Origin of the sequence: Pseudomonas putida (assembly GCF_030159595.1) — a bacterium.
In the GTDB taxonomy this organism is placed as follows: Bacteria; Pseudomonadota; Gammaproteobacteria; order Pseudomonadales; family Pseudomonadaceae; genus Aquipseudomonas; species Aquipseudomonas putida_AC.
This window is the reverse complement of sequence record NZ_BSKJ01000001.1, coordinates 470,933-492,928: the sequence shown is the minus strand read 5'-3', so window position 1 is coordinate 492,928 and position 21,996 is coordinate 470,933. Positions and strand designations below refer to the sequence as shown.

Sequence of the window (21,996 nt, the reverse complement as noted above, 5' to 3'; positions counted from 1 at the left end):
AGCCTTCAGGGATACCGTTACATGCGCTGGTTGCTTGCCCTTTTCTGCCTTTGCGTTACCTCGGTGTCCCAGGCGGCCTTCACCGAGACCCTCATCCGCAAGCCCGTGCCGGCAGCGCAAACGCCATCGCCTTCGCAGCAGGCCATGCAGCCGTTGATCGACAAGGTGCTGGTGATCAAGTCCGAGCGCCGCCTGCAACTGATCAGCCGTGGCGAGCCGCTGAAAACCTACCGCATTTCCCTGGGTAAGCAGCCCAAGGGCGCCAAGGAACGCGAGGGCGATAAGAAAACCCCTGAAGGCCTGTACTGGCTGGACTGGCGCAAGCAAAGCGACCGCTTCAACCTGGCCATGCACATCAACTACCCGAACATCAGCGATGCCGCCCGCGCCACCCGCGAAGGGGTAAGTGCCGGCAGCATGATCATGATCCATGGCACGCCGATCAATGACGAGTACCCCGAATGGTACTTCCATACCCTGGACTGGACCGATGGGTGTATTGCCATGCGTAACCGTGACATGCAGGAAGTGTGGGAGCTGGTGCGCGATGGCACACTGATCGAAATCCGGCCCTGAGGCTTGTAGCGCCTAGCTCCTGGCCGGAAACACGATCCCCTGTAGGAGCGGCCTTGCCGGGGCGCCGGACCGGTCGGAAAGGGCCGCAGAGCGGCCCCGACAATTGATGTACAAACTCCGAAATCCGGGGGCCGCTCCCACAGCTTACCAGCGCAAATCGTGTTGCCCTGCCAGCGCCTGAGGCCCCAGCCACTGCGCGCCACGCAGCAAGGGCGTCAACGCCGCCTCCGGTTGCAGCTCGAACACCACCTGGGCCTGCCGACCTGGCAGGTCAGCCTCCACGGCCAACTGATGCTGCCCCTGCTGCGCCAGCTGACCACGCAGGCGCCAGCCACCGCGGCAGTCCATTTCCAGCCAGCCCTGCCCCAGGCCCAGCGACCACGGCTCGCTGAGCGCCAGGTCGCTTACCGTTACACGGCCTTCGCTGCCCAGGCATTGGCGCCCTGCCCCCTGCAGGCGGACTGCGCCCTGCCACAGCCCGGCCAGGCGGTAATCCGTAGCCACCGTCGTCTGGGCACCCATCGCCGTTGCCTCCAGCCGCCAACGCCACGGCCAGCCTTCGGCGCGCAACTGCCAGGCCTGCCCTTGGAAACCCAACTGCGCAGTCGCCTGCAAGCGCCAAGGCTGCACCGACCAGCGCAGAGGCCCCACCGGCCCCAACTGTTGCGCGTGGCCCTGCCACAGGCTGCCACTGGCATCACGCACCGGCAGAGCTGCCCCGCGAGCCACCCAGGCGGCGGGGAGCTCAACGAGCAAGGTCAGGCCGAAAACCAGCAGCACCCACGCCACACCTTTGCGGCTCATGGTTGCACCACCAGGTCGAAGCGCAACGCCTTGCCATCCTGTTCCAGCCCCCATTGCAACGGCGTTGCGCCCTCCGCATGCAGGGACTGCAACCAGCCTTGCAGCACCCGCTCATCAGCCACCAGGCCACGCAGTTGCCAGGCCTTGCCTTGCGCATCGACCTCGGCCAATACAACACGCCGCGCCTCGGCCGACTGCTTCAGACGCTCCAAGCCCAAGCCCGGGCCGCCATGCAGGCTGGCGGCTTGTTCTGCCAGCCCCCGCCATTGGCTAAGCTCGCGCCATTGCGCCAAGCCCTCGCGCAGGGCCAAAAAGGTCAGCAACACCGTAATCAGCAGCCAGGCGAACGTCAGCCGATGGCGCTGCATCCAGTCCCGGTTCATGCGGCGGCTCCCAAGTCGAAGATCACTTCGCCACCTTGTACCTGTACGGCAGCACCGGCAGCGTTGGCCATGTCTTGCCAGGGCGGCGCAGCACCGTCGCCCTCCAGCCGCAGGTGCCAGCGCTGGCCATCAAAGCGCACCGCTTGCAGGTGCCAGCCGGGGTGCGCCTGCAGCCAGGCCTGCAAGGCCGCCTGCAAGTCTTCGAGCTGGCGGGTGCGGACTTGCTGTTGAAGCTCGCTTTCGCGCAGGCGTTTGAGAGCCTGCGCGGCGTGCCGTGGGCTGGCCTGCTCGCCCGTCACGGCAAACACCTGGGCACGCCAGAGTTGTGCCTGGCGCCATTGCTGGCTCAGCCACAACCCGCTCCAGATTGCCGCCAATGCCAGGCAGGCAGCCAACAGCCGTTGCTGTGGACGTGAAACGACAGGCAATGAAGGTGCCTTGCGGGCACGCTCGAACAAGCCAGGCATCGAATCGAGGGGGGCCAGCGTGCTTGGCCAGTCGCCACTCAGTGGCACCCTTTTCAGCTGTGCCCACGGTTGCTGCGGCAGTTCTCCCAATGCATCGGGCCACGCCAACCAGCGTTCCTGCTCGTCCTCGGGGAACCCTTTGTACAAGGACATGCCGGGCGTTCGCTGCCAGTGCCAGGCAGTACCCACCTCTGCTGCGGGCAGCAACTGCAACTCTGCCCAGCAACGCTCAACCTGCAACCCCCATGCGGCACACTGCTCGCGCCAGCCCTCCAATTGCTGTCGTGCCACAACCAGCAGGCGAAGGTAACCCGGTTCACGGGCCAGGCAGGCACAAGTCACTTCGTCTGGCGGTTGCAACAAGCGGTCTTCGAGCAACAACGACCACTCTTCACGCTTGAGCCCGGGTGGGGCTGGCACGCGGAAGAGGCTGCACGCCTCGGCAGGCAGAATCAGTGCAACCCGGCCTTGCAGGTTCGCCGGTGGTTGGCCCTGCCCTTGACGCAGCACGATGCCGCCTTCGGCCAGTGCCCAGAGCCAGACAACACCCGGACGCAGCAGCAACCACGGCTGAGCAGGTGTGCGCCGCCGCCATTCAAATCTCATGAGCGCCCCCACGGGAGGGCGAAGGTGCAAACATAGGGAGCTCCATCACGCTGCAATTCCAGGCGCACGCCGCGGCCGGGGTGCGCAGGTTGGTCGGAAGGCCAGGCCAGCCAGCGGCCGCCTTGGTAGTACAGGACATTCATCGCGCTAACCCGATCGAGATGCTCGCGCTGTACCCAGCGCGGGACGGTAGCCGCGTACAAGTCGGCCGAGCTTTCCAGCAGCAGGCGCTGCTCACGCGCCTCGAAGCGCAGACGTTGGCGTTGCAGGCGCGCACCCCCTTCGGCTTCCGGCAGGCCAGTGCTGGCGACCCACTGCAGCTGGTTGCTGGCTGGCTGCCAGTCCAGCCAGCGGCTGGCCAAAGGCAGGCGCTGGTCGTAGACGCGACGCAGCACGGGGCTGTCGAAACGGCGCTCCAAAGCCAGGCAGAAATCCAGCACCGAGGTTTGCTGTGTGGTGACTTGCAAGCGCTCGCGGACCTTGAGCCAACCGTTGACCAATGCGGCGAGCATGATGGCGAGCACAGCGGTCAGGGCCAGGGCGACCATAAGCTCGATCAGGGTCAGGCCTGCCTGGCGGCGCTTCATGGGCGCTCCAGAAACACGGTGTACTGACCCAGCGGCAGGCGCTGGTCACGGTCGGCGAACAGTTGCAGCTCGCCCCGGCGCAGGTCGCGCACACCCGTGCGGCGCAGTTGCAGTTGCCAATGGCACGGCTGGCCACCTTGACTCAACTCGCCATTCACCTGGTTGGCGACAGGCCAGAACTGCTCGACGGCAAAGCGGGTTTGCAGTTCGCGGGCGCACAACAGGCCAAGGCGGTGTTGTTGCAGGTTGTCCTGCACGGCCAGGCGCTGACGCAGGACCTGGCTGGTGATCACCGCCAGCACGGCAGCAATCGCCAGGGCCACAGTGACCTCCAACAAGGTGAAACCACGCTGACGTTGCTTCATGGCGCAACCGCCACCTGCAAGCGGCCATCGCGGCCCCAAGCCCATTGCTGGCTGCCATCGGTCCAGCGCCAAAGCACGCTGCCCGGCTGTGCCCAGCCATGCGGCGTGAACATCAGGCGCGGCTGCGGGCTGGCGGGCCAGTCCGGACGCAGGCCCTTGGGCCAGTCGCCAAGCCTGACCGCTTCGACTACCCAGGCATTCCCCTCACGCCGCACGAACTCCGGTCGTTGACCATTCCAGCGCAACCCACGCAGCTGCCCGGCATGCCGGGCCAGCGCCGCCTGGGCCCGGGTTTCGCTGGCCAGGCGTTGCAGGGCCTGGTCGACATGGGCCTGGCCGCTGCCAAGCCCGGCCACCGCCAGGCCCGTCATCAGGCCGGCGATGGCCAGCACCACCAGCAACTCAATCAGGCTGAAGCCCCGCTCACGGCGCACCCTTACAGCGCCCAGTTACCCAGGTCTGCATCCTGACCTTCACCGCCTGGCTGGCCATCGGCACCCAGCGAGTACACATCGACCCGGCCATGCTCACCAGGCATGCGGTACTGGTACGGGGTACCCCACGGGTCTTCCGGCAGGCGGCGCACATAGCCGTCGCTACGCCAGGCCCGAGGCAGCGGTTCCTGGCTCGGTTTTTTCACCAGTGCAGCCAGGCCCTGCTCACTGCTGGGAAAACGCAGGTTGTCCAGCCGGTACATGTCCAACGCCTGCTCCAGAGTGGCCAGGTCAGCCATTACCTTCTGCTTCATGGCCTTGTCCTGGTTGCCCAGCACGCTGGGCGCGACCACCGCGATCAGCAGGCCGATGATGAAGATCACCACCATGATTTCCATGAGGGTGAAACCGCGCTGGCGGTTGCTTCGATACTGCATGGCAAAACTCCTTGTCGTCACAGTTGCAGGCCCTGGTTGAGTTGCATGATCGGCAGCAGCACCGCCAGCACGATGAACAGCACCACGGCGCCCATCACCAGGATCATCAGGGGTTCGAACAGCGCCATGGCGGTATCCACCTGGCGGGCAAAGCCGCGCTCCTGGTCGTCGGCCACGCGCTCAAGCATGTCGGCCAACGTGCCGCTGGCCTCGCCACTGCCGACCATGTTCACCAGCAGCGGCGGGAATTGCTGGCTGGCATCCAGTGCTCGGTGCAGGCTGGTACCCCCCTGCACTTGCTGGCGCACCTGCTCCATGGCCAGGCGGATGCGCCGGTTGCCAACGGTTTCGGTGGCCACTTGCAAAGCCTCGAGCAGAGCCACGCCACTGCCACTGAGAATCGCCAGGCTGCGTGCCAGGCGTGCGCTTTCCAGCACCTGCAACAAGCTGCCGATGCGCGGCAAGCGCAGCAGCAGTTGGTCGCGGCGCAGGCACCAGTGCGGCTTGCGCAGCAACCAGCCGCCGAGCACGCCAAGCATCAACACCAGCCCCAGCAACCACGGCCCGGCGTGCACCAACCCTTGGCTCAGGCCGATCAGCAGCGAGGTGATCAGCGGCAGGCTTTGCCCGGCGTGGGCGAATTGTTCGGTGAGTTTGGGCACGACGAATGTCATCAGGCCGACGACCACGGCGAGCGACACACCCATTAATACGGTGGGGTAAATCAGTGCAGTACGGGCTTTGTGCTGTTGCCGTTGCACCTGCTCCAGATGGTCGGCCAAGCGCGTCAGCACCTGAGCCAGGCGCCCGGAACGTTCACCGGCCTCGACCAGCGCACAATACAAACCCGTGAACGGCGCCCCTTGGCGCGCCAGGCTGCGGGCCAGGCCCAGGCCTTCGGCGAGCGAGCCGCGCAGGGCCACCAACACGCTCTGCAAGGCAGGCTCACGCAGCTGGCGCTCAAGCGTGGCCAACGCATCGACCAAGGGGATGCCGGCACCGGTCAAGGTAGCCAGCTGTCGGGTCAGCTCGCACAGCTGGGCACGGCTCAGCCGCTGGCGACGGGGTTGTCGCATGCCGGTTTCATGCCGCTGCAACTGGCGGGCGAACAGGCCCTGTTCACGCAACAACTGGCGCGCATGGCGTTCGCTGTCGGCTTGCAGGCTGGCCTTGTGCGCTTTGCCGGTGAGGTCGACGGCCTGGTAGCGATACGTCGGCATGCGTCAGCCCTGCACCACACGCAGCACTTCGGCCAGGCTGGTCTCACCACGGGCCAGACAATCGCTGGCCATCGCCACCAGGCTCTGCCGGCGCTCGGCCAGGTAATCCTGCATGGCCAGCTCGCTGGCGCCGTCGTACAACAAGCCGATCAGCCCGGCATCCAGCTCGATGAATTCATACAGGCCCAGGCGCCCGACATAGCCGCTGCCCTGGCACTGCTCGCAGCCGACTGCATGGTAGCTGGTGCCCAACGCTGCCAGTTCTGGCCACAGGTCACGCTCGGCGGGTTGCAGCGGGTGTGCCACGGCGCAACGGCACAAGCGCCGCACCAGGCGTTGGGCAAGCACACCACGCAGGCAGGAAGCGATCAGGAACGGCTCGATGCCCATGTCGCGCAGGCGGGTCACCGCCCCCACGGCACTGTTGGTGTGCAGAGTGGATAGCACCAAGTGGCCGGTGAGGCTAGCCTGCACGGCGATTTGCGCGGTTTCCTGATCGCGGATTTCACCAAGCATGATCACATCGGGGTCCTGGCGCAGGATGGCGCGCAGACCGGTGGCGAAGGTCAGGCCGGCACGCGGGTTGATGGCCGTCTGGCCGATGCCGGCGATGGCGTACTCCACCGGGTCTTCGACAGTCAGGATATTGCGGCTGCCGTCGTTGAGGCTGTTGAGGCAGGCGTACAGGGTGGTGGTCTTGCCCGAACCGGTCGGCCCGGTGGACAGCACGATGCCATTGGGCCGCGCCAGGCAACTGCGCAGGCCCTGCAACACGGCAGGTGGCATACCCAGGTTATCCAGCGCCAGCAGGCTGGCCTGCTTGTCGAGCACGCGCATGACCACGCGCTCGCCATGGATGCCGGGCAGGGTCGAGACCCGCACGTCCACTTCGCGTCCCGCCGCACGCAAGGTGATGCGGCCGTCCTGGGGCTGGCGCTTTTCGGCGATGTCCAGGCGCGCCATGACCTTGATCCGCGACACCAGCATGGCCGACAGCGCTCGCGGCGGGCGCAGCACTTCGCGCAGGTGGCCATCGACCCGCAGGCGCACCACCAGGCTCTGCTCGAAGGTTTCGATATGGATGTCCGAAGCGCGCAGGCGCAAGGCCTGGCCGAAGAGGCCGTTGATCAGGCGGATCACCGGGGCTTCGTCATCGCTTTCCAGCAGGTCTTCGATGCGCGGCATCTCGCTCATCAGGCTGTCCAGGTCTACCTGGTCACCAATACCTTCAATCAGCGCTTCAGTGGCGGCATCACCGGCCTGATACAGCTGGCCGAGACGTTCATCGAACACCGCAGCTTCCAGATACTCAAGCGCACTGGGCTGGCCATGCACACGCAGCAGCTCCTGCAACTGGGCACTGTCGGCATCGGGCCGCAGCCACAGCTGCCAACCCTGCTCCGCCGGGGCCATTGCCACCCCGCTTTGTCGTGCCTGGCGATAGGGCAGCATCACCAGTCACCGCCTTCCAGGCGCGCACGGCTGGCGGGGAACACCTGCAACAACGGGGTGCCTTCTGCCAAGTCTGGCAGTTGCAGCGGCGTGGTCTGCTGCAAGGTGCGGTACTTGTCTTCGCTAAGCCCCGCCAGGCTTGGCCCGTCGCGCAGGATGCGCGGGCGGATGAACACCATCAGGTTCTGCTTGGTGTTCTTGGTGGCATCGGAGCGGAACAGCCGGCCCAGATAAGGGATATCGCCAAGCAGCGGCACGCGCTGGTTGCTGGTGCTCAACTCGTCACTGATCAGGCCGCCAAGAATGACCAGGCCATTGTCTTCGACCATGACCTTGGTCTTGATCTCGCGCTTGTTGGTGATCACGTCGCTGGCCGCACTGGACTCGGCGATCGACGACACTTCCTGGACGATGTCCAGGCGCACGCTGTTGTCGACGTTGATCTGCGGCTTGATGCGCAGCTTCACCCCGACCTCTTTACGTTCGATGGTCTGGTACGGGTTGGCGTTGTTCTGCGTGACCGAGCCGGTGACGAAGGGCACTTCCTGGCCGACCAGGATGGACGCTTCGGCGTTGTCCAAGGTCAGCAAGGTGGGCGTGGACAGCAGGTTGAAACCACTCTTGCCCTTCAGCGCATTGACCAGCATGGCGAAGTTGAATCCACCGCCGAAATGGCCGATGCCCGCCGTGGCGCCGGCGGTAGTCGACAAGAGGTCACCCAGCGCCTCGTTGTCGCCACTGGCGGCAGCCCCGGCGATGCTGGCAATATTTACCCCGTTGCTGCCGAAGTTGACGATACCGGCACCGAACTTTTCGTCGGCAAACAGCCATTGCACGCCCAGCTCCTGGGCGCTGCTGTCAGACACCTCCGCGATGATCGCCTCCACCACCACCTGGGCTCGGCGAATGTCCAGCTGTTCCACAATGGCGCGGTAGGCGGCCAGCTCGCTGTCGGGGCCGACCATGACCACAGCGTTGGTGCCTTCTTCGTATTCAAGGCGAATGCCCGGGCCACCACTGGTAGCCACCACGGGCCTGTCCTTGCCCTCACCTTCACCCGCCCCTTCAGCCGGCACCGCACCTTCCTGGCTGAGCCCGCGTAACACCTTGACCACTTCACCAGCATTGGCATGGCGCAGGTAGATCACCTGGGTGCTGCCATTGCTCGGAGCCTCTTGCGGGCGGTCGAGCTGGCGCAGCAGGCTGGCGATGCGGTCGAGGTTACTGCGCCAGTCGGTGACCACCAGCTGGTGCGCTGCCGGGTACGGGGTGATCACCCCAACGCGTGGGTCGATCAGGGGTTTGAGGATACCCAGCACCTGTTCGTTGGCGGCGTTGCGCACATTGAATACGCGGGTAGCCACGCTGTCGCTGCCTTCGCCTTGCTGCCCGCCCGCCTCCACCGGCACCGGCTCCAAACGCGCAGCCTGGTCGGGGACGATCTTCACACTGCCGTTGGGCAGGTCGACGGTGGCGTAGCCCTGGGCACGCAGTTGCGCCAGGAAAATGTCGTAGATGGCATCGGCGTCATGCAGGTCGACGGTACGCACGGTGACCTTGCCCTTGACCCGGGGATCGACGATGAAGGTGGTGCCGGTGATACGCGACACGCTGTCGATGAACTCGCCCAGCTCGGTGTCAACGAAGTTCACCTCGTACATCGGCGTACCGTTGTCATCGAACACCGGCTCTTCGGCGTAGGCCATGGACAGGGCCAGGCTCAGCGCGGCCGCCACGCAGTATCTAACAGGCATCGTTCATCCTTGCCGCTTGAAGCCGGTCACGGCGGGGCGTGGCGGCCAGGGCAGGCGCTCACGCCGCCCCTGGTTGTTGAAAATCAGGCCATCGCTGTCGATGTCCTGCAGCACGATCCCCGGCGCCAGACGTTGGCCACGCGCCAGCGTGCGTACTTGCTCGCCGTAGCGCAGCACCACCACGCTGGAGCTCAATGGCTGGGCCTTGAGGCCGCCAAGGTAGTGCAGTGGCAGGCGGGTCATGGCGATTGCACCGTCGTCGATGGGCGCCTGCCAGTGGCCAACCATCAGCCCAGGCAGCGGGCTGGCAGCGGGCGCCGGTGCCACGGCGGGTTGCGGCTGGCGGCTCAGTTGCAGCACGCACTGGGCGGCCAGCCAGCCGACCAGGGTCAGGCCAGCGCCCGAAAGCAGGCGCGAAGCGAGTGTCACGAGGCAAGCTGCCGTGGGTGCCAGCCCGGGTGCCCCTGCACATAGCGCACTTCAGGCCATTGCAGCGGCGCCAGTTGCCAGCCGGGCACTTGGCGAGCGAGCCAGGCCTCCACTCGCTGCCACAGGGGTTCGCCCGCCTGGCTTTCAAACTGCAGGCCGAAGGTGCGGCACAGGCCCTGCACCGGCTCCAGCCCAGTGATGCGCTTGCCTTGCGGGCTGTAGCTGACACCCCAGGCCTGGCCCTGCCAGCGCGGTAGGTCCTGGCTGTTGTCCAGCAGCAGCGGATCGCCGAACAGCTGCTCTGCAGCGTTTTCCAGCACTTGCTCCACCTGCCGGGCCGGCGCTTCGACCACGGGCGCCGGGTAGCCACCAGTCAAGCTGATCAGGTGTTCGCGAGTGATGGACGCACCCGCAGGCAGCGGGTAGTCATAGCGCAGGCCCGGCAGCAGCACGGGCATGCTGCTGTCGTCGGCCAAGGCTTGATGAAGCAGGCGGTCCCAGCTGCCACCTCGGGTATCGCGACGCCACAAGGCCTGTGGTGCGCGGGCCAGCGGTTGGTCGAGCCAGGCCGCGTGGCCGGCGCGCTGTTGGCGCAAGGTTGCCTGCAGTTGCCCCACGCGTTGTTGCGCGGCGGGGACAAGTTGCGGCTCGAACGCGGGGAAGAAACGCCCGTCGAACTGCCACTGCCCGGCCACGCGCTGGCAGCGCAGGCGGAAGGCACCACTGCCCCGGCATCCGGCAAACAGCACCGGCACGCGGCGGCCGCTGGCCTGGGTCACCTCTACCGGCGCTGGCCACAAGTCCTGGCCACGAGCGCACAACACGACATCAACCTGCGGCATCCGCTCAGCCAGCCACAAACCAGGGCCTGTGCCCACGTCGACCATGGCCACCACCAGGTCGGCCTCACGCCGGGCCTGCTCGAATACGGGTTGAAGTGACTGGTACCACTGCTTGAGAGAGGCTTTCTGATCCTGGGCGTAAGGGTCGGTCACGCCGACCACGGCAATACGGGCACCGCCGCGCTCGAAGACGTGCAAGGCCTCCAGCCCCAATGCCTGACGCTGCGCATCCGCCAGCCCGGCAGCCAAGGTAATGGCGGTGGCCTGACGGTACAGCCCTTGGCTGCGCTGCGGCCACAGCACGCGTTCGTCACTGCTGACACGCGCCTCGCTGCCCAGCAGCTGGCTACCTTGTACGCCGCTCTCGCCTTGGGTCAGGTAGGCCAGGCCGCTGCCATTCCAGCCTTGGCCGTTTTCCAGGGTCAGGCTGTTACCTGCGCCGGCCTCTGCGCGCAGTTGCTCCAGCAGCGCCGCCAGCACCGCATAACCGCCCAGCTGGGCTGTACTTGCCTGGCTGGCATCGAGTAACGGCGCCAGTTGCGGGTAGGCCAGGCTGGCGCTGCTGCCGGTCATCCAAGGCGCACGGCCCAGGTGGCTGACCGGCCCCAGGCGAGTCGCCGGCACCACAGCCTGGCCGGGTTGGCGGGCATCGAGGGTATCGGCCACATACAGCAGGTCGACGCGGGCGTTACCACCCTGCTGTGCCGGAAAAGCAGAACAGGCGCCGAGCAGCGGGGCCAAGGCCCCGACACCCATCCAGCTGATCACTTCGCGCCTGTGCATGCTGCTTGCCATCGAACCCGCCATCCTTATCCATGTTCATTCAGGGCTCCGGATGTTGCGGCGTTGGCATTACAGTTTGATGGCAGAATTCCGACAGTCATTCCAAATTGATCTGTCAGAGAATGTTCTAAGAGCGGGCCGTTTTAAAAGCCCGTTAACATTTCTGCCAATGAATCATCATATTTGCGCACTAAAGTCGCGGTTTCCTCTAACTCAGCCAACATAAGGACACCCTGATGAGTCGAGATACCGGCGACAACCTGGACCGGAACCAAAGCGGCAACCTGCCGATGGCCAACGTCATGGACGCCTACCTGAGCCGCCGCAGCGTGATGCGCGGTAGCCTGGGCGCCGCCATCGCCATGATCGCCGGTACCGGCCTGACAGGCTGCTTCGACGGTGGTGGTTCCGATCACGATGATCCGGTCACCGAGCCACCGGTGACCGAGCCGCCTGTTACCGAACCGGAAGTGCCGAAACTGGCGCTGGGCTTCCAGTCCATCCCGGGCTCGCGTACCGACGCCTGCGTGGTGGCCGCCGGCTACAGCGCCTATGTGCTGGCCCCTTGGGGCACGCCGATCAACAGCAACGGCAACCCGTGGAAATCCGACGGCAGCAACACCTCGACCGACCAGGCCAACGCCATGGGCATGCACCATGACGGCATGCACTTCTTCCCCATCAACGGCAGCTCCGAAGACGGCCTGCTGGCGATCAACTTCGAGTACATCGACACCGCCGCGCTGCACCCGGCCGGCCCGACCACCGATGTCAACGGCAAGCGCCCGGTCGAAGAAGTGCGCAAGGAAATCAACGCCCATGGCGCGGGCGTGGTACGCCTGCAGAAGGTGAGCGGCCGCTGGCAGGTGGTCGACAACGACCCGCTGAACCGCCGCTTCACCACCGCCTCGCGCATGGAAATCACCGGCCCGCTGCGTGGCACCGACCACGTCAAGACCAAGTACTCCACTGCGGGTACGCACTGCCGTGGCACCAACAACAACTGCGGCAACGGCTACACCCCATGGGGCACCTACCTGACCTGTGAAGAGAACTGGCCAGGCATCTTCGTCAACAAGAACACCCGCCCCGAAGACCAGCGCCGCATCGGCGTAGGGACCTCCAGTGGCCAGTACAAATGGGAAACCGCTGCGGGTGATAGCACCGAAGTGGCCGACGAGTTCGCCCGTTTCGATGTGACCGTCAAAGGCGCCAGCGCCACCGACGACTACCGCAACGAAGCCAGCACCTACGGCTACATCGTCGAGATCGACCCGTACAACAGCAGCACCCTGGCCACCAAGCGCACCGCACTGGGCCGCTTCCGCCACGAGGGCTGCGCCCCAGGCCTGCCGGTCGCCGGCAAGCCGCTGGTGTGGTACATGGGTGACGACTCGAATAACGAGTACCTGTACAAGTGGGTATCCACCGCTGTGTGGGACGCCGCCGACGCCAACCCAGCCGACCGCCTGGCCACCGGCGCCAAGTACCTCGACCAGGGCAAGCTCTATGTGGCCCGCTTCAATGCCGACGGCACCGGCGTCTGGCTGCTGCTGGACGTGGCCACCGCCACCACGGGCGGCAGCACATTGGGAGCGCTGTACGGTGACCTGCCCGGCATCATCCTCAACACCCGTGGGGCTGGCGATGCAGTGGGCGCAACACCGATGGACCGCCCGGAATGGACCACGGTCAACCCGCTGAACGGCGATGTGTACCTGACCCTGACCAACAACAGTGCACGCACCCCGGAAAAGGTCGATGCAGCCAACCCGCGCGGCCCGAACCGCCATGGCCACATCATTCGCTGGCACGACAGTGACGACCAACTGAGCTTCACCTGGGACATCTTCGTGTTCGGCGCCAACGCGGCCGGTACTGCCGACATCAACCGTTCCGGCCTGACCGAACTGAACCAGTTCGCCAGCCCTGACGGCATGAGCTTCGATAGCCGTGGCGTGCTGTGGTTCGAGACTGACAACGGTGAAAGCACCCTCACTGACTACACCAACGACCAGCTGCTGGCAGTGATTCCTTCTGACCTGGTGGATGCCAGTGGCAAGCAGGTGCCGGTGAACGCGCAGAATCAGGTGAACCTGCGCCGCTTCTTCGTTGGGCCGAATGAGTGTGAGGTGACCGGGATTACCTTTACCCCGGACAACAAGACGCTGTTCGTGAACATTCAGCACCCGGGCAACTGGCCTTATACCGACAAGGCGACCGATGCTACGCCGGCGGGGGCCACGGTACGGCCGCGAGCTTCGACGGTGGTGATTCAGCGTAATGATGGCGGGGAAATAGGCACCGCCTGATCTGCGATGACACAGCCAGCCTTGTGCTGGCTGTACTGGCCTCTTCGCGGGTAAACCCGCTCCCACAGGGACTGCACAGGTTTTGAATTCTGTGCGGTCCCTGTGGGAGCGGGTTTACCCGCGAAGAGGCCAGTGAAACTTACCAGGCGATCGGCTCGCGGCTACGCACCCGCACCTGCTGCGCCGGCACCCGGGCATGCCATTGCACCACCCCCAACGCCTCCACCTGAAACTCGCTGCGTATCGCCCGCCCCTCTTCCTCGAACGACAACTGCAACAGGAAATACCCGCTGTTCAGCAGCAACCCTTCGCTTAGCCGTTCGAACGTTTCGTCATCCACCGCCCCCAACGCCTGACGCAAGGCACCTGCATCCACATACCCCGACGCCGGCCGCCCGCTGATGATGCGGCTGAGCAAGGACCGCGAATAGCGCCCTTCGTACAGTGCTTCCAGCAACGGAAGGTGCTCCAGCCCGAGGGCGTTGGCGTTAAGGCGCCAACCGGTGACTTGGGGCAAGGCGCACAGCATCGGGTAACGAGCCTGGCGGGCCGCATCGGGCTCCAGCAGCAGGTTCAGTTCACTGGTGTCGAGCATCGGCTGGTTGGCCGCCAGGCGTGGTCGTTGCTGACGCAGGTACTGGGCGCTTTCGGCGCCTTGCAGGCGGGTATCGCTATCGGCGTCTAACCAGTCGGCAAGCGCATCGACCAGGCGCTCGGCCGCCATGTCGTCACCCAGCAAGTAGCGCAACTGGCGCTCTGCACGCTCGCCATCGGCGCCGAGCAGCGTATTGACGTTAAAGCAGGTGTGCTGGTCGCGCACCCGCAACTGTGCCTGGCCGGCGCCAAAGTCATAGTTCAACGGCTGCCCACGCAGGGCCTGCCAAAACAACGGGCTAAGCCGCCAGGCGGGGTCGCGAAGGGCTTGCTCGGCATACGCCAAGCCGGCCTGCTCCATGGCCCGCGCCTGCACCCGCTGATGCAGCAGGCGCACTTCATCCACCTGACGCCGGCCGTCTTCCACCAGCCAGGCCATGCCCGCCGCCAGCATCGCCAGCACCACCATCACCATCAGCAGGGCCGCCCCCTGCTGTTGCCTGCCACCCATCCGTGCGTGCCTCGCTCGCAGAATAAAGACGCCAGTCAACACCCGGCGTGTTGCAGGTAGATGGCAATGACCGTCCGTCATGTGTACGTCATCTACACGAGGCAGGATTACCCTTCCTTTTCATGACCTTACAGGAGTGGTCGCAATGGGTGGCATTGGAATCTGGCAACTGGTGATCGTACTGCTGATCGTATTCCTGCTGTTCGGTACCAAGCGCCTCAAGGGCCTGGGCAGCGATGTGGGCGAGGCGATCCAGGGCTTTCGCAAATCCATGGGCGGTAACAGCGACGACAATGGCGCTGGCCAGGCGCAGGTACAGCAGCAGGCTCCGCTGACCGGCCAGGCCACGCAGCAGCCTCAAGCGGACCGTCAGGCCTGATGTTCGAGGTAGGCTTCAGCGAACTGCTGCTAGTCGGCGTCGTCGCGCTGCTGGTGCTGGGCCCGGAACGCCTGCCGGTGGCGGCGCGTACCCTGGGGCGCGGACTGGGCCAGGCGCGCCGGGCCATGCACGCCTTACGCACGCAAGTAGAGCGCGAGATCGAACTGCCCAACCTCGACAGTGCGCCTTTGCAGCGACTGGAACAGGAAATCCGCCAAGGCATCAGCCTGAACGCGGAATCGGCCAATGATGCGGCCACGGTCGCGGTGCCTCGGGAGAGCGCCTCATGAGTATTGCCATGGACTCGGCGGCCAGCATGCCGCTGACCGAGCACCTGCGCGACCTGCGCAAACGCCTGGTGCGCTGCCTGGCGTTGGTGGCATTGGTGTTCGCCGGTCTGTTCCCTTTCGCCCAGACGCTGTACACACTCATTTCCGAGCCACTGCGGCGCTTTTTACCGGAAGGCGCCAGCATGATCGCCACCAGCGTCACCTCGCCGTTTCTGACGCCGTTCAAGCTGACGGCAATGTGCGCGGTATTCGTGGCCATGCCGCTGTTGCTGCACCAGGCCTGGGGGTTTCTGGCGCCGGGGCTGTACCGCCGTGAAAGGCGCATTGCCCTGCCGCTGCTGGTGTCGAGCATCGTGCTGTTCTATGCCGGCATGGCGTTCGCGTTCTTCCTGGTGTTCCCGATGATGTTCGGCTTTTTCGCCAGCGTGACGCCGGACGGCGTGGCGATGATGACCGACATCAGCCAGTACCTGGACTTTATCCTGGCGCTGTTTCTGGCGTTCGGGCTGGCGTTCGAGATCCCGGTGGCGACGTTCATCGTGGTCTGGGTGGGATTGGCGGATGTGGCCACATTGCGGCGCAGCAGGCCCTACGTGATTGTCGGGTGCTTTGTGGTGGGGATGATATTGACGCCGCCGGATGTGTTTTCGCAGACGATGCTGGCAGTGCCGATGTGGGTGTTGTTCGAGGTGGGGTTGCTGGCTTGTGCCTGGTTGAAGCGGCCGGAGCCTGGCAAGGACATTGTGGCTGGATTGTAGGGCCTCTTCGCGGCTAAACCCGCTCCCACAAGTACCCCACCGTTCTCAAGGGCGGCGCAGTACCTGTGGGAGCGGGTTTACCCGCGAATGGCCGTGATGCGGTCTAGAACTCGGCGAGCCGCCAGACTTCATAGGCTGGCGTCTCGTACGGGTGGCTCTGCTTGAGCGCAGCGACGACCTGAACAATCAGGTCGTCCGCCACCACCAGCTCCACCTTCCACTCTTCCACCACCTCGACCTGGCCGGTTTGCCCGAGGTACGGCTGACTGCCGTCCAACGGGCGGAACTGGCCCTGACCCAAGGTTTGCCAGGCGCAGTGGTCATAGTCACCGATGCGCCCGCCACCGACGGCGAACACAGCGGCCTTGACCCCTTCGACATGGCTGTCGGGGACGAAGAAGGCGAGCTTGTACACGCCTTAGTTCACCCACACCCGCGCGTTGCGGAACATACGCATCAACGCGGCATCTTCCTGCCACTCGTCCGGGCGCCACGAGTTCTGCACGGCGCGGAACATACGCTCCGGGTGCGGCATCATGATGGTCACGCGGCCGTCGCGGCTGGTGAGGCCGGTGATACCACGCGGCGAGCCGTTCGGGTTGGCCGGGTAGGCTTCGGTGACCTTGCCGTGGTTGTCGACGTAGCGCAGGGCCACGCAACCGGACACGTCGGCTTCCAGCAGTGCCGCTTCGTTGGCGAACTCGGCATGGCCTTCGCCGTGGGCGATGGCGATCGGCATGCGCGAACCGGCCATGCCCTGCAGGAAGATCGAGTTGGACTTCTGCACCTCGACCATGGCTACACGGGCTTCGAACTGCTCCGAGCGGTTACGCACAAAGTGCGGCCAGTACTCGGTGCCCGGGATCAGCTCGTGCAGGTTGGACATCATCTGGCAACCGTTGCACACGCCCAGGGCGAAGCTGTCGGTACGCTCGAAGAAGGCCTGGAAGGCGTCACGGGCACGGGCGTTGAACAACGCCGACTTGGCCCAGCCTTCACCGGCACCCAGCACGTCACCGTACGAGAAGCCACCGCAGGCGACCAGGCCCTTGAAGGCCTCGAAGTCGACACGGCCCGCGAGGATGTCGCTCATGTGCACGTCGATGGCGGCGAAGCCGGCGCGGTCGAAGGCTGCGGCCATCTCGACCTGGCCGTTGACGCCCTGCTCACGCAGGATGGCCACTTGCGGGCGCACGCCCTTCTTGATGTAAGGCGCGGCGATGTCGTCGTTGACGTCGAAGCCCAGCTTGACCGACAGGCCCGGGTTGTCTTCCTCAAGCAGCAGGTCGAACTCCTGGTCGGCACAGTCGGCGTTGTCGCGCAGGCGCTGGATCTGGTAGCTGGTCTCAGCCCACTGGCGCTGCAGCATGCGGCGGTCGTCGTCGAACAGCACTTCGCCGTTCAGGCTGATGGACACTTCGGCGTTGTTGACCGGTTTGCCGATCACCGCCACGCAACCTTCGCCCAGGCCGGCTGCGCTGAACTGGGCGAGCACGTCCGGGGTGGCATCCTGGCGAACCTGGATGACCGCGCCCAGCTCTTCGTTGAAGAGGATGGCCGGCACGTCCTTGCGGTTATCGGTCAGCGGATCGAGTTGCAGGTCGAGGCCACAGTGGCCGGCGAAGGCCATTTCCAGCACGGTGGTCACCAGGCCGCCGTCGGAACGGTCGTGGTAGGCCAGCAGGTGGCCGTCGGCGTTCAGGCCCTGGATCACGGCGAAGAAGGCCTTGAGGTCTTCAGCGTCGTCGACGTCCGGTGCCTGGGCAGCGATCTTGCCGAAGGTCTGGGCCAGGATCGAGGCGCCCATGCGGTTTTTGCCACGGCCCAGGTCGATCAGGATAAGGTCGGTTTCACCCTTGTCCATGCGCAGTTCCGGGGTCAGGGTCTTGCGAATGTCGGTGACCGGGGCAAAGCCAGTGATGATCAGCGACATGGGCGAGGTGACGCTCTTCTCGCCGCCTTCATCGCTCCACTTGGTCTTCATCGACATGGAGTCTTTGCCGACCGGAATGGTGATGCCCAGCTCCGGGCACAGCTCCATGCCGACAGCCTTGACGGTGTCGTACAGGCGGGCGTCTTCACCCGGGTGGCCAGCGGCGGACATCCAGTTGGCCGACAGTTTGATGTCGGACAGCTTCTCGATGCGCGAGGCCGCCAGGTTGGTCAGGGTTTCGCCGATGGCCATGCGGCCGGACGCCGGGGCATCCAGCAGTGCCAACGGGGTACGCTCACCCATGGCCATGGCTTCACCGGTGTAGACGTCGAAGCTGGTGGCGGTGACGGCGCAGTCGGCCACCGGTACCTGCCACGGGCCGACCATCTGGTCGCGGGCAACCAGGCCGGTGATGGTGCGGTCGCCGATGGTGATCAGGAAGCTCTTGCTGGCCACGGCCGGGTGGTTCAGCACGCGCTGGACGGCGTTGTCCAGGTCCAGCTCGCTTGGGTCGAAGTCATCGCCCAGTTCGGCTTCGCGGGTAACCGAACGGTGCATGCGTGGCGGTTTGCCCAGCAGCACGTCCAGCGGCATGTCCACAGGCGTGTTGCCGAAGTGGCTGTCGCTTACCGTCAGGTGCGGCTCTTCAGTCGCTTCACCGACTACGGCAAACGGGCAACGCTCACGCTCGCAGATGGCCTGGAAGCGCTCGAAGTCGACCGCGCTGACGGCCAGCACATAACGCTCTTGCGATTCGTTGCTCCAGATTTCGTGCGGGGCCATGCCCGGCTCGTCATTGGGCACGTTACGCAGCTCGAAGCGGCCACCACGGCCACCGTCGTTGACCAGCTCAGGGAAGGCGTTGGAGATACCGCCCGCGCCGACGTCATGGATGAAGGCGATCGGGTTGTTGTCACCCAGTTGCCAGCAGCGGTCGATAACTTCCTGGCAACGGCGCTCCATTTCCGGGTTTTCGCGCTGTACCGAAGCGAAGTCCAGGTCAGCCGAGCTGGCACCGGTCGCCACCGACGAAGCGGCGCCGCCGCCCAGGCCGATCAGCATGGCCGGGCCACCGAGCACGATCAGCTTGGCGCCGACAGTGATCTCGCCCTTCTGCACATGGTCTTCACGGATGTTGCCCATGCCACCCGCCAGCATGATCGGCTTGTGGTAGCCGCGCACTTCTTCACCGTGCGGGGTGTTGATGGCTTGCTCGAAGGTACGGAAGTAACCGGTCAGGGCCGGACGACCGAATTCGTTGTTGAACGCCGCGCCACCCAGAGGGCCTTCGATCATGATGTCGAGGGCGTCGACGATACGCTCAGGCTTGCCGTAGGCCTGCTCCCAAGGCTGCTCGAAGCCCGGGATGCGCAGGTTGGACACAGTGAAGCCGGTGAGGCCAGCCTTGGGCTTGGCGCCACGGCCGGTAGCACCTTCGTCGCGGATTTCACCGCCGGAGCCGGTGGAGGCGCCAGAGAACGGGGCGATGGCAGTCGGGTGGTTGTGGGTTTCCACCTTCATCAGGATGTGCACCGGCTCCTGCACCGCGCCGTACTGGCGGGTTTCAGGGTTCGGGAAGAAACGACCGGCCACGTTACCGACGATGACCGAAGCGTTGTCCTTGTAGGCGGACAGCACGCCTTCGTTGTGCATCTGGTAGGTGTTCTTGATCATGCCGAACAGGCTTTTTTCCTGAGCCTGGCCGTCAATGTCCCAACTGGCGTTGAAGATCTTGTGGCGGCAGTGCTCGGAGTTGGCCTGGGCGAACATCATCAGTTCGATGTCGTTCGGGTTACGCTTGAGGCCCTGGAAGGCATTGACCAGGTAGTCGATCTCGTCTTCGGCCAGGGCCAGGCCCAGGTCGATGTTGGCCTTGGCCAGCGCGTCACGGCCACCTGCCAGGATGTCCACCGAGGTCATCGGCTTGGGCTGGGCGTGGCTGAACATGTCGGCCGCCTGCTCCAGCTGAGCCAGCACGCGCTGGGTCATGCGGTCGTGCAGTTCGGCGGCGACCCATGCAGCGTCAGCGTCGCTCAGGGTGCCGGCAACGTAGTAGGCGATGCCGCGCTCCAGGCGCTGGATCGACTGCAGGCCGCAGTTGTGGGCGATGTCGCTGGCCTTGCTGGCCCAGGGCGAAATGGTGCCCAGGCGCGGTACGACCAGGAACAGGCGGCCGGTCGGCTCCTGTACCGGCACGCTCGGGCCGTACTTGAGCAGACGGCCCAGCACCTGCTGCTGGTCGGCGGTCAGCTCGCCGTCGACATCGGCGAAGTGGGCGAATTCGGCATACAAACCAGTAACAGCGGGGACTTTCTGGCTCAGTTGCTCGAGTAATTTACCGTGGCGAAAGGCAGAAAGGGCAGGAGCGCCGCGCAGGATCAACATCGTCGGGACAGCCTCAGGAAGGGGTGTGCTTAGAGGCCGTGCATTCTAGCCTAATTCGATGGCTTTCGGCACCCGCTCTACGCCACGGCTGCCGGGCGGTGGAACCGGACTTGCGAGTCAGAAAAAAGGGCTGCCCTTGGTGGTTCCCATAGGGGCAGCACAGAATGCGCTACCAGACAAGCTAACCGTTGTCGAGATATGGTTGGGCCGGTCCTTTGCGTATACTGCAACCTATGTTCGCCCACACTGCTTTGCGCCAGCGTTGCGCCAAATGGCTTTTCGCAACCGGACTCTTTTTGCTGCTCGGTGCCTGCGTTGAAAAACCCAGCACCCTCGAGCGCGTGAAGGAGGATGGCGTGCTGCGCGTCATCACCCGCAACAGCCCGGCCACCTACTTCCAGGATCGCAACGGCGAAACCGGTTTCGAGTACGAGTTGGTCAAGCATTTCGCCGACGATCTCGGGGTGAAGCTGGAGATCGAGACTGCCGACAACCTCGATGAGCTGTTCGACGACCTCGGCAAACCCTCCGGCCCGGTGCTGGCAGCAGCTGGCCTGGTCAGCAGCGAGCGGCGCGCCGCCCAGGCGAAATTCTCGCACCCTTACCTGGAAGTGACCCCCCAGGTCATCTATCGCAACGGCCGGCCCCGCCCGACCAATGCCAAGGGCCTGGTCGGCAAGAAAATCATGGTGCTCAAAGGCAGCAGCCATGCCGACCTGCTGGCTGAACTGAAAAAGCAGAACCCCGGCCTGGACTATGAAGAGTCCGACGCCGTCGAGGTGGTCGACCTGTTGCGCATGGTCGACGAAGGCCAGATCGACCTGACCCTGGTCGACTCCAACGAGCTGGCGATGAACCAGGTGTACTTCCCCAACGTGCGGGTTGCCTTCGACCTGGGCGATACGCGTGACCAGCGCTGGGCAGTGGCTGCGGGGGAAGACAACAGCCTGCTCAACGAAATCAACGAATTTCTCGACAAGGCACAGAAGAACGGCACCTTGCAGCGCCTGAAAGACCGTTATTACGGCCATGTCGACGTGTTGGGCTATGTGGGTGCCTACACCTTCGCCCAGCACCTGCAGCAACGCCTGCCCAAGTACGAGAAGCACTTCAAGAGCTACGCCAAGGTCGAGCAGGTAGACTGGCGCCTGCTGGCCGCTATCGGCTACCAGGAATCGATGTGGCAGCCAGAGGTCACCTCCAAGACCGGCGTGCGCGGCCTGATGATGCTGACCCAGCGCACCGCCCAGGCCATGGGCGTGTCCAACCGCCTGGACCCGAAGCAGAGCATTCAGGGCGGCGCCAAATACTTCATGAAGATCAAGGAAGAGCTGGACGACAGCATTCAGGAGCCGGACCGCACCTGGTTCGCCCTGGCTGCCTATAACGTCGGCAGCGGCCACCTGGAAGACGCCCGTACCCTGGCCAAGCGCGAGAAGCTCAACCCGAACAAGTGGCTGGACGTGAAAAAGATGCTGCCGCGCCTGTCGCAGAAGCAGTGGTATCGCCAGACCAAATACGGCTATGCGCGTGGCGGCGAGCCGGTGCACTTCGTGGCCAACATCCGCCGCTACTACGACATCCTCACCTGGGTGACCCAGCCGCAGCTCGAAGGCCAGGTGGCCGAGGGCAACCTGCATGTGCCAGGGGTGAACAAGGACAAGCCAGCGGATCAGTCGCCGCCGATGTGAGCCT

The 21,996-nt window shown here is 64.9% G+C and carries 21 protein-coding genes; 6 read left to right on the top strand and 15 right to left on the bottom strand.

What is annotated here, in order from left to right; genetic code table 11:
- Nucleotides 1-21: 21 nt before the first annotated feature.
- Nucleotides 22-576 carry a L,D-transpeptidase family protein gene (locus QQL85_RS02235; RefSeq protein ID WP_284355004.1) on the top strand — a complete coding sequence of 185 codons (555 nt, stop codon included), beginning with the start codon at nucleotides 22-24 and terminating at the stop codon, nucleotides 574-576.
- A gap of 144 nt (nucleotides 577-720) precedes the next feature.
- On the opposite strand, the gene QQL85_RS02230 is transcribed toward QQL85_RS02235, so the two are convergent.
- Genes QQL85_RS02230 through QQL85_RS02175 form a run of 12 tightly spaced genes read right to left on the bottom strand, consistent with a single transcriptional unit; the run spans nucleotide 721 to nucleotide 11,151 of the window.
- Nucleotides 721-1,380 carry a general secretion pathway protein GspN gene (locus QQL85_RS02230; RefSeq protein WP_284355003.1) on the bottom strand — a complete coding sequence of 220 codons (660 nt, stop codon included), beginning with the start codon at nucleotides 1,378-1,380 and terminating at the stop codon, nucleotides 721-723.
- A complete protein-coding gene (gspM, locus tag QQL85_RS02225; protein WP_284355002.1) occupies nucleotides 1,377-1,763 on the bottom strand; it encodes a type II secretion system protein GspM in 387 nt (128 codons plus the stop codon). The genes QQL85_RS02230 and gspM overlap by 4 nt, the downstream gene beginning before the upstream one ends.
- The gene (gspL, locus tag QQL85_RS02220) at nucleotides 1,760-2,836 is read right to left on the bottom strand and encodes a type II secretion system protein GspL (protein ID WP_284355001.1); all 1,077 of its coding nucleotides are present in this window, start codon (nucleotides 2,834-2,836) and stop codon (nucleotides 1,760-1,762) included. The genes gspM and gspL overlap by 4 nt, the downstream gene beginning before the upstream one ends.
- On the bottom strand, nucleotides 2,833-3,423 hold the full coding sequence (locus QQL85_RS02215; RefSeq protein ID WP_284355000.1) for a prepilin-type N-terminal cleavage/methylation domain-containing protein: 591 nt from the start codon (nucleotides 3,421-3,423) through the stop codon (nucleotides 2,833-2,835). The genes gspL and QQL85_RS02215 overlap by 4 nt, the downstream gene beginning before the upstream one ends.
- Nucleotides 3,420-3,788 carry a type II secretion system protein GspI gene (locus tag QQL85_RS02210; RefSeq protein WP_284354999.1) on the bottom strand — a complete coding sequence of 123 codons (369 nt, stop codon included), beginning with the start codon at nucleotides 3,786-3,788 and terminating at the stop codon, nucleotides 3,420-3,422. Before QQL85_RS02210 ends, QQL85_RS02215 begins: the two co-directional genes overlap by 4 nt.
- Complete coding sequence (gene gspH / locus QQL85_RS02205; RefSeq protein WP_284354998.1) at nucleotides 3,785-4,222, bottom strand: type II secretion system minor pseudopilin GspH; 438 nt, start codon at nucleotides 4,220-4,222, stop codon at nucleotides 3,785-3,787. The genes QQL85_RS02210 and gspH overlap by 4 nt, the downstream gene beginning before the upstream one ends.
- 2 nt (nucleotides 4,223-4,224) lie before the next feature.
- The gene (gene gspG / locus QQL85_RS02200) at nucleotides 4,225-4,659 is read right to left on the bottom strand and encodes a type II secretion system major pseudopilin GspG (RefSeq protein WP_284354997.1); all 435 of its coding nucleotides are present in this window, start codon (nucleotides 4,657-4,659) and stop codon (nucleotides 4,225-4,227) included.
- 17 nt (nucleotides 4,660-4,676) lie between these two features.
- Complete coding sequence (gene gspF, locus QQL85_RS02195) at nucleotides 4,677-5,879, bottom strand: type II secretion system inner membrane protein GspF (RefSeq protein WP_284354996.1); 1,203 nt, start codon at nucleotides 5,877-5,879, stop codon at nucleotides 4,677-4,679.
- Between the two features lie 3 nt (nucleotides 5,880-5,882).
- A complete protein-coding gene (locus QQL85_RS02190; RefSeq protein ID WP_284355087.1) occupies nucleotides 5,883-7,331 on the bottom strand; it encodes a GspE/PulE family protein in 1,449 nt (482 codons plus the stop codon).
- Nucleotides 7,331-9,085 (bottom strand): type II secretion system secretin GspD, encoded by a 1,755-nt coding sequence (gene gspD / locus QQL85_RS02185; RefSeq protein ID WP_284354995.1) that lies wholly within the window; start codon nucleotides 9,083-9,085, stop codon nucleotides 7,331-7,333. The genes QQL85_RS02190 and gspD overlap by 1 nt, the downstream gene beginning before the upstream one ends.
- Nucleotides 9,086-9,088: 3 nt before the next feature.
- Complete coding sequence (locus QQL85_RS02180; RefSeq protein WP_284354994.1) at nucleotides 9,089-9,514, bottom strand: pilus assembly protein PilZ; 426 nt, start codon at nucleotides 9,512-9,514, stop codon at nucleotides 9,089-9,091.
- Nucleotides 9,511-11,151 (bottom strand): lipoprotein UxpA, encoded by a 1,641-nt coding sequence (locus QQL85_RS02175; protein ID WP_284354993.1) that lies wholly within the window; start codon nucleotides 11,149-11,151, stop codon nucleotides 9,511-9,513. The genes QQL85_RS02180 and QQL85_RS02175 overlap by 4 nt, the downstream gene beginning before the upstream one ends.
- A 224-nt stretch (nucleotides 11,152-11,375) precedes the next feature.
- On the opposite strand from QQL85_RS02175, the gene QQL85_RS02170 reads away from it, so the two are divergent.
- Nucleotides 11,376-13,451: a PhoX family protein gene (locus QQL85_RS02170; protein ID WP_284354992.1), complete on the top strand. Its 2,076-nt coding sequence runs from the start codon at nucleotides 11,376-11,378 to the stop codon at nucleotides 13,449-13,451.
- Between the two features lie 139 nt (nucleotides 13,452-13,590).
- Here the strand turns inward: QQL85_RS02170 and gspK are convergent, their stop codons facing one another.
- Nucleotides 13,591-14,556, bottom strand: a complete 966-nt coding sequence (gene gspK / locus QQL85_RS02165) for a type II secretion system minor pseudopilin GspK (RefSeq protein ID WP_284354991.1) — start codon at nucleotides 14,554-14,556, stop codon at nucleotides 13,591-13,593.
- A gap of 145 nt (nucleotides 14,557-14,701) precedes the next feature.
- Here gspK and tatA point away from each other — a divergent pair, with 145 nt between their 5' ends.
- From tatA to tatC, 3 genes are read left to right on the top strand one after another with little or no spacing between them, the layout of a single operon-like run.
- Nucleotides 14,702-14,935 (top strand): twin-arginine translocase TatA/TatE family subunit, encoded by a 234-nt coding sequence (gene tatA / locus QQL85_RS02160; protein ID WP_284354990.1) that lies wholly within the window; start codon nucleotides 14,702-14,704, stop codon nucleotides 14,933-14,935.
- A complete protein-coding gene (gene tatB / locus QQL85_RS02155) occupies nucleotides 14,935-15,225 on the top strand; it encodes a Sec-independent protein translocase protein TatB (RefSeq protein ID WP_284354989.1) in 291 nt (96 codons plus the stop codon). Before tatA ends, tatB begins: the two co-directional genes overlap by 1 nt.
- A complete protein-coding gene (gene tatC / locus QQL85_RS02150) occupies nucleotides 15,222-15,983 on the top strand; it encodes a twin-arginine translocase subunit TatC (protein ID WP_284354988.1) in 762 nt (253 codons plus the stop codon). Before tatB ends, tatC begins: the two co-directional genes overlap by 4 nt.
- A gap of 103 nt (nucleotides 15,984-16,086) precedes the next feature.
- On the opposite strand, the gene QQL85_RS02145 is transcribed toward tatC, so the two are convergent.
- Together QQL85_RS02145 and purL are read right to left on the bottom strand one after the other, a co-directional pair.
- Nucleotides 16,087-16,398 (bottom strand): NGG1p interacting factor NIF3, encoded by a 312-nt coding sequence (locus QQL85_RS02145; protein WP_284354987.1) that lies wholly within the window; start codon nucleotides 16,396-16,398, stop codon nucleotides 16,087-16,089.
- A 3-nt stretch (nucleotides 16,399-16,401) separates the two neighbouring features.
- Nucleotides 16,402-20,301: a phosphoribosylformylglycinamidine synthase gene (gene purL, locus QQL85_RS02140; protein WP_284354986.1), complete on the bottom strand. Its 3,900-nt coding sequence runs from the start codon at nucleotides 20,299-20,301 to the stop codon at nucleotides 16,402-16,404.
- Between the two features lie 233 nt (nucleotides 20,302-20,534).
- Between purL and mltF the strand changes: the two genes are divergently transcribed.
- Nucleotides 20,535-21,992, top strand: a complete 1,458-nt coding sequence (gene mltF, locus QQL85_RS02135) for a membrane-bound lytic murein transglycosylase MltF (protein ID WP_284354985.1) — start codon at nucleotides 20,535-20,537, stop codon at nucleotides 21,990-21,992.
- The last annotated feature ends 4 nt before the right edge of the window (nucleotides 21,993-21,996 follow it).

What these genes read in the sequence shown, in the direction of transcription:
- mltF (WP_284354985.1), top strand. Translation starts at nt 20,535, where the DNA reads ATGTTCGCCCACACTGCTTTGCGCCAGCGTTGCGCCAAATGGCTTTTC.
- gspF (WP_284354996.1), bottom strand. Translation starts at nt 5,879, where the DNA reads ATGCCGACGTATCGCTACCAGGCCGTCGACCTCACCGGCAAAGCGCAC.
- QQL85_RS02230 (WP_284355003.1), bottom strand. Translation starts at nt 1,380, where the DNA reads ATGAGCCGCAAAGGTGTGGCGTGGGTGCTGCTGGTTTTCGGCCTGACC.
- tatB (WP_284354989.1), top strand. Translation starts at nt 14,935, where the DNA reads ATGTTCGAGGTAGGCTTCAGCGAACTGCTGCTAGTCGGCGTCGTCGCG.
- QQL85_RS02235 (WP_284355004.1), top strand. Translation starts at nt 22, where the DNA reads ATGCGCTGGTTGCTTGCCCTTTTCTGCCTTTGCGTTACCTCGGTGTCC.
- QQL85_RS02175 (WP_284354993.1), bottom strand. Translation starts at nt 11,151, where the DNA reads ATGGCAAGCAGCATGCACAGGCGCGAAGTGATCAGCTGGATGGGTGTC.
- gspL (WP_284355001.1), bottom strand. Translation starts at nt 2,836, where the DNA reads ATGAGATTTGAATGGCGGCGGCGCACACCTGCTCAGCCGTGGTTGCTG.
- gspG (WP_284354997.1), bottom strand. Translation starts at nt 4,659, where the DNA reads ATGCAGTATCGAAGCAACCGCCAGCGCGGTTTCACCCTCATGGAAATC.
- gspK (WP_284354991.1), bottom strand. Translation starts at nt 14,556, where the DNA reads ATGGGTGGCAGGCAACAGCAGGGGGCGGCCCTGCTGATGGTGATGGTG.
- gspD (WP_284354995.1), bottom strand. Translation starts at nt 9,085, where the DNA reads ATGCCTGTTAGATACTGCGTGGCGGCCGCGCTGAGCCTGGCCCTGTCC.
- tatA (WP_284354990.1), top strand. Translation starts at nt 14,702, where the DNA reads ATGGGTGGCATTGGAATCTGGCAACTGGTGATCGTACTGCTGATCGTA.
- purL (WP_284354986.1), bottom strand. Translation starts at nt 20,301, where the DNA reads ATGTTGATCCTGCGCGGCGCTCCTGCCCTTTCTGCCTTTCGCCACGGT.
- QQL85_RS02170 (WP_284354992.1), top strand. Translation starts at nt 11,376, where the DNA reads ATGAGTCGAGATACCGGCGACAACCTGGACCGGAACCAAAGCGGCAAC.
- tatC (WP_284354988.1), top strand. Translation starts at nt 15,222, where the DNA reads ATGAGTATTGCCATGGACTCGGCGGCCAGCATGCCGCTGACCGAGCAC.
- gspM (WP_284355002.1), bottom strand. Translation starts at nt 1,763, where the DNA reads ATGAACCGGGACTGGATGCAGCGCCATCGGCTGACGTTCGCCTGGCTG.
- QQL85_RS02215 (WP_284355000.1), bottom strand. Translation starts at nt 3,423, where the DNA reads ATGAAGCGCCGCCAGGCAGGCCTGACCCTGATCGAGCTTATGGTCGCC.
- QQL85_RS02210 (WP_284354999.1), bottom strand. Translation starts at nt 3,788, where the DNA reads ATGAAGCAACGTCAGCGTGGTTTCACCTTGTTGGAGGTCACTGTGGCC.
- QQL85_RS02190 (WP_284355087.1), bottom strand. Translation starts at nt 7,331, where the DNA reads ATGCTGCCCTATCGCCAGGCACGACAAAGCGGGGTGGCAATGGCCCCG.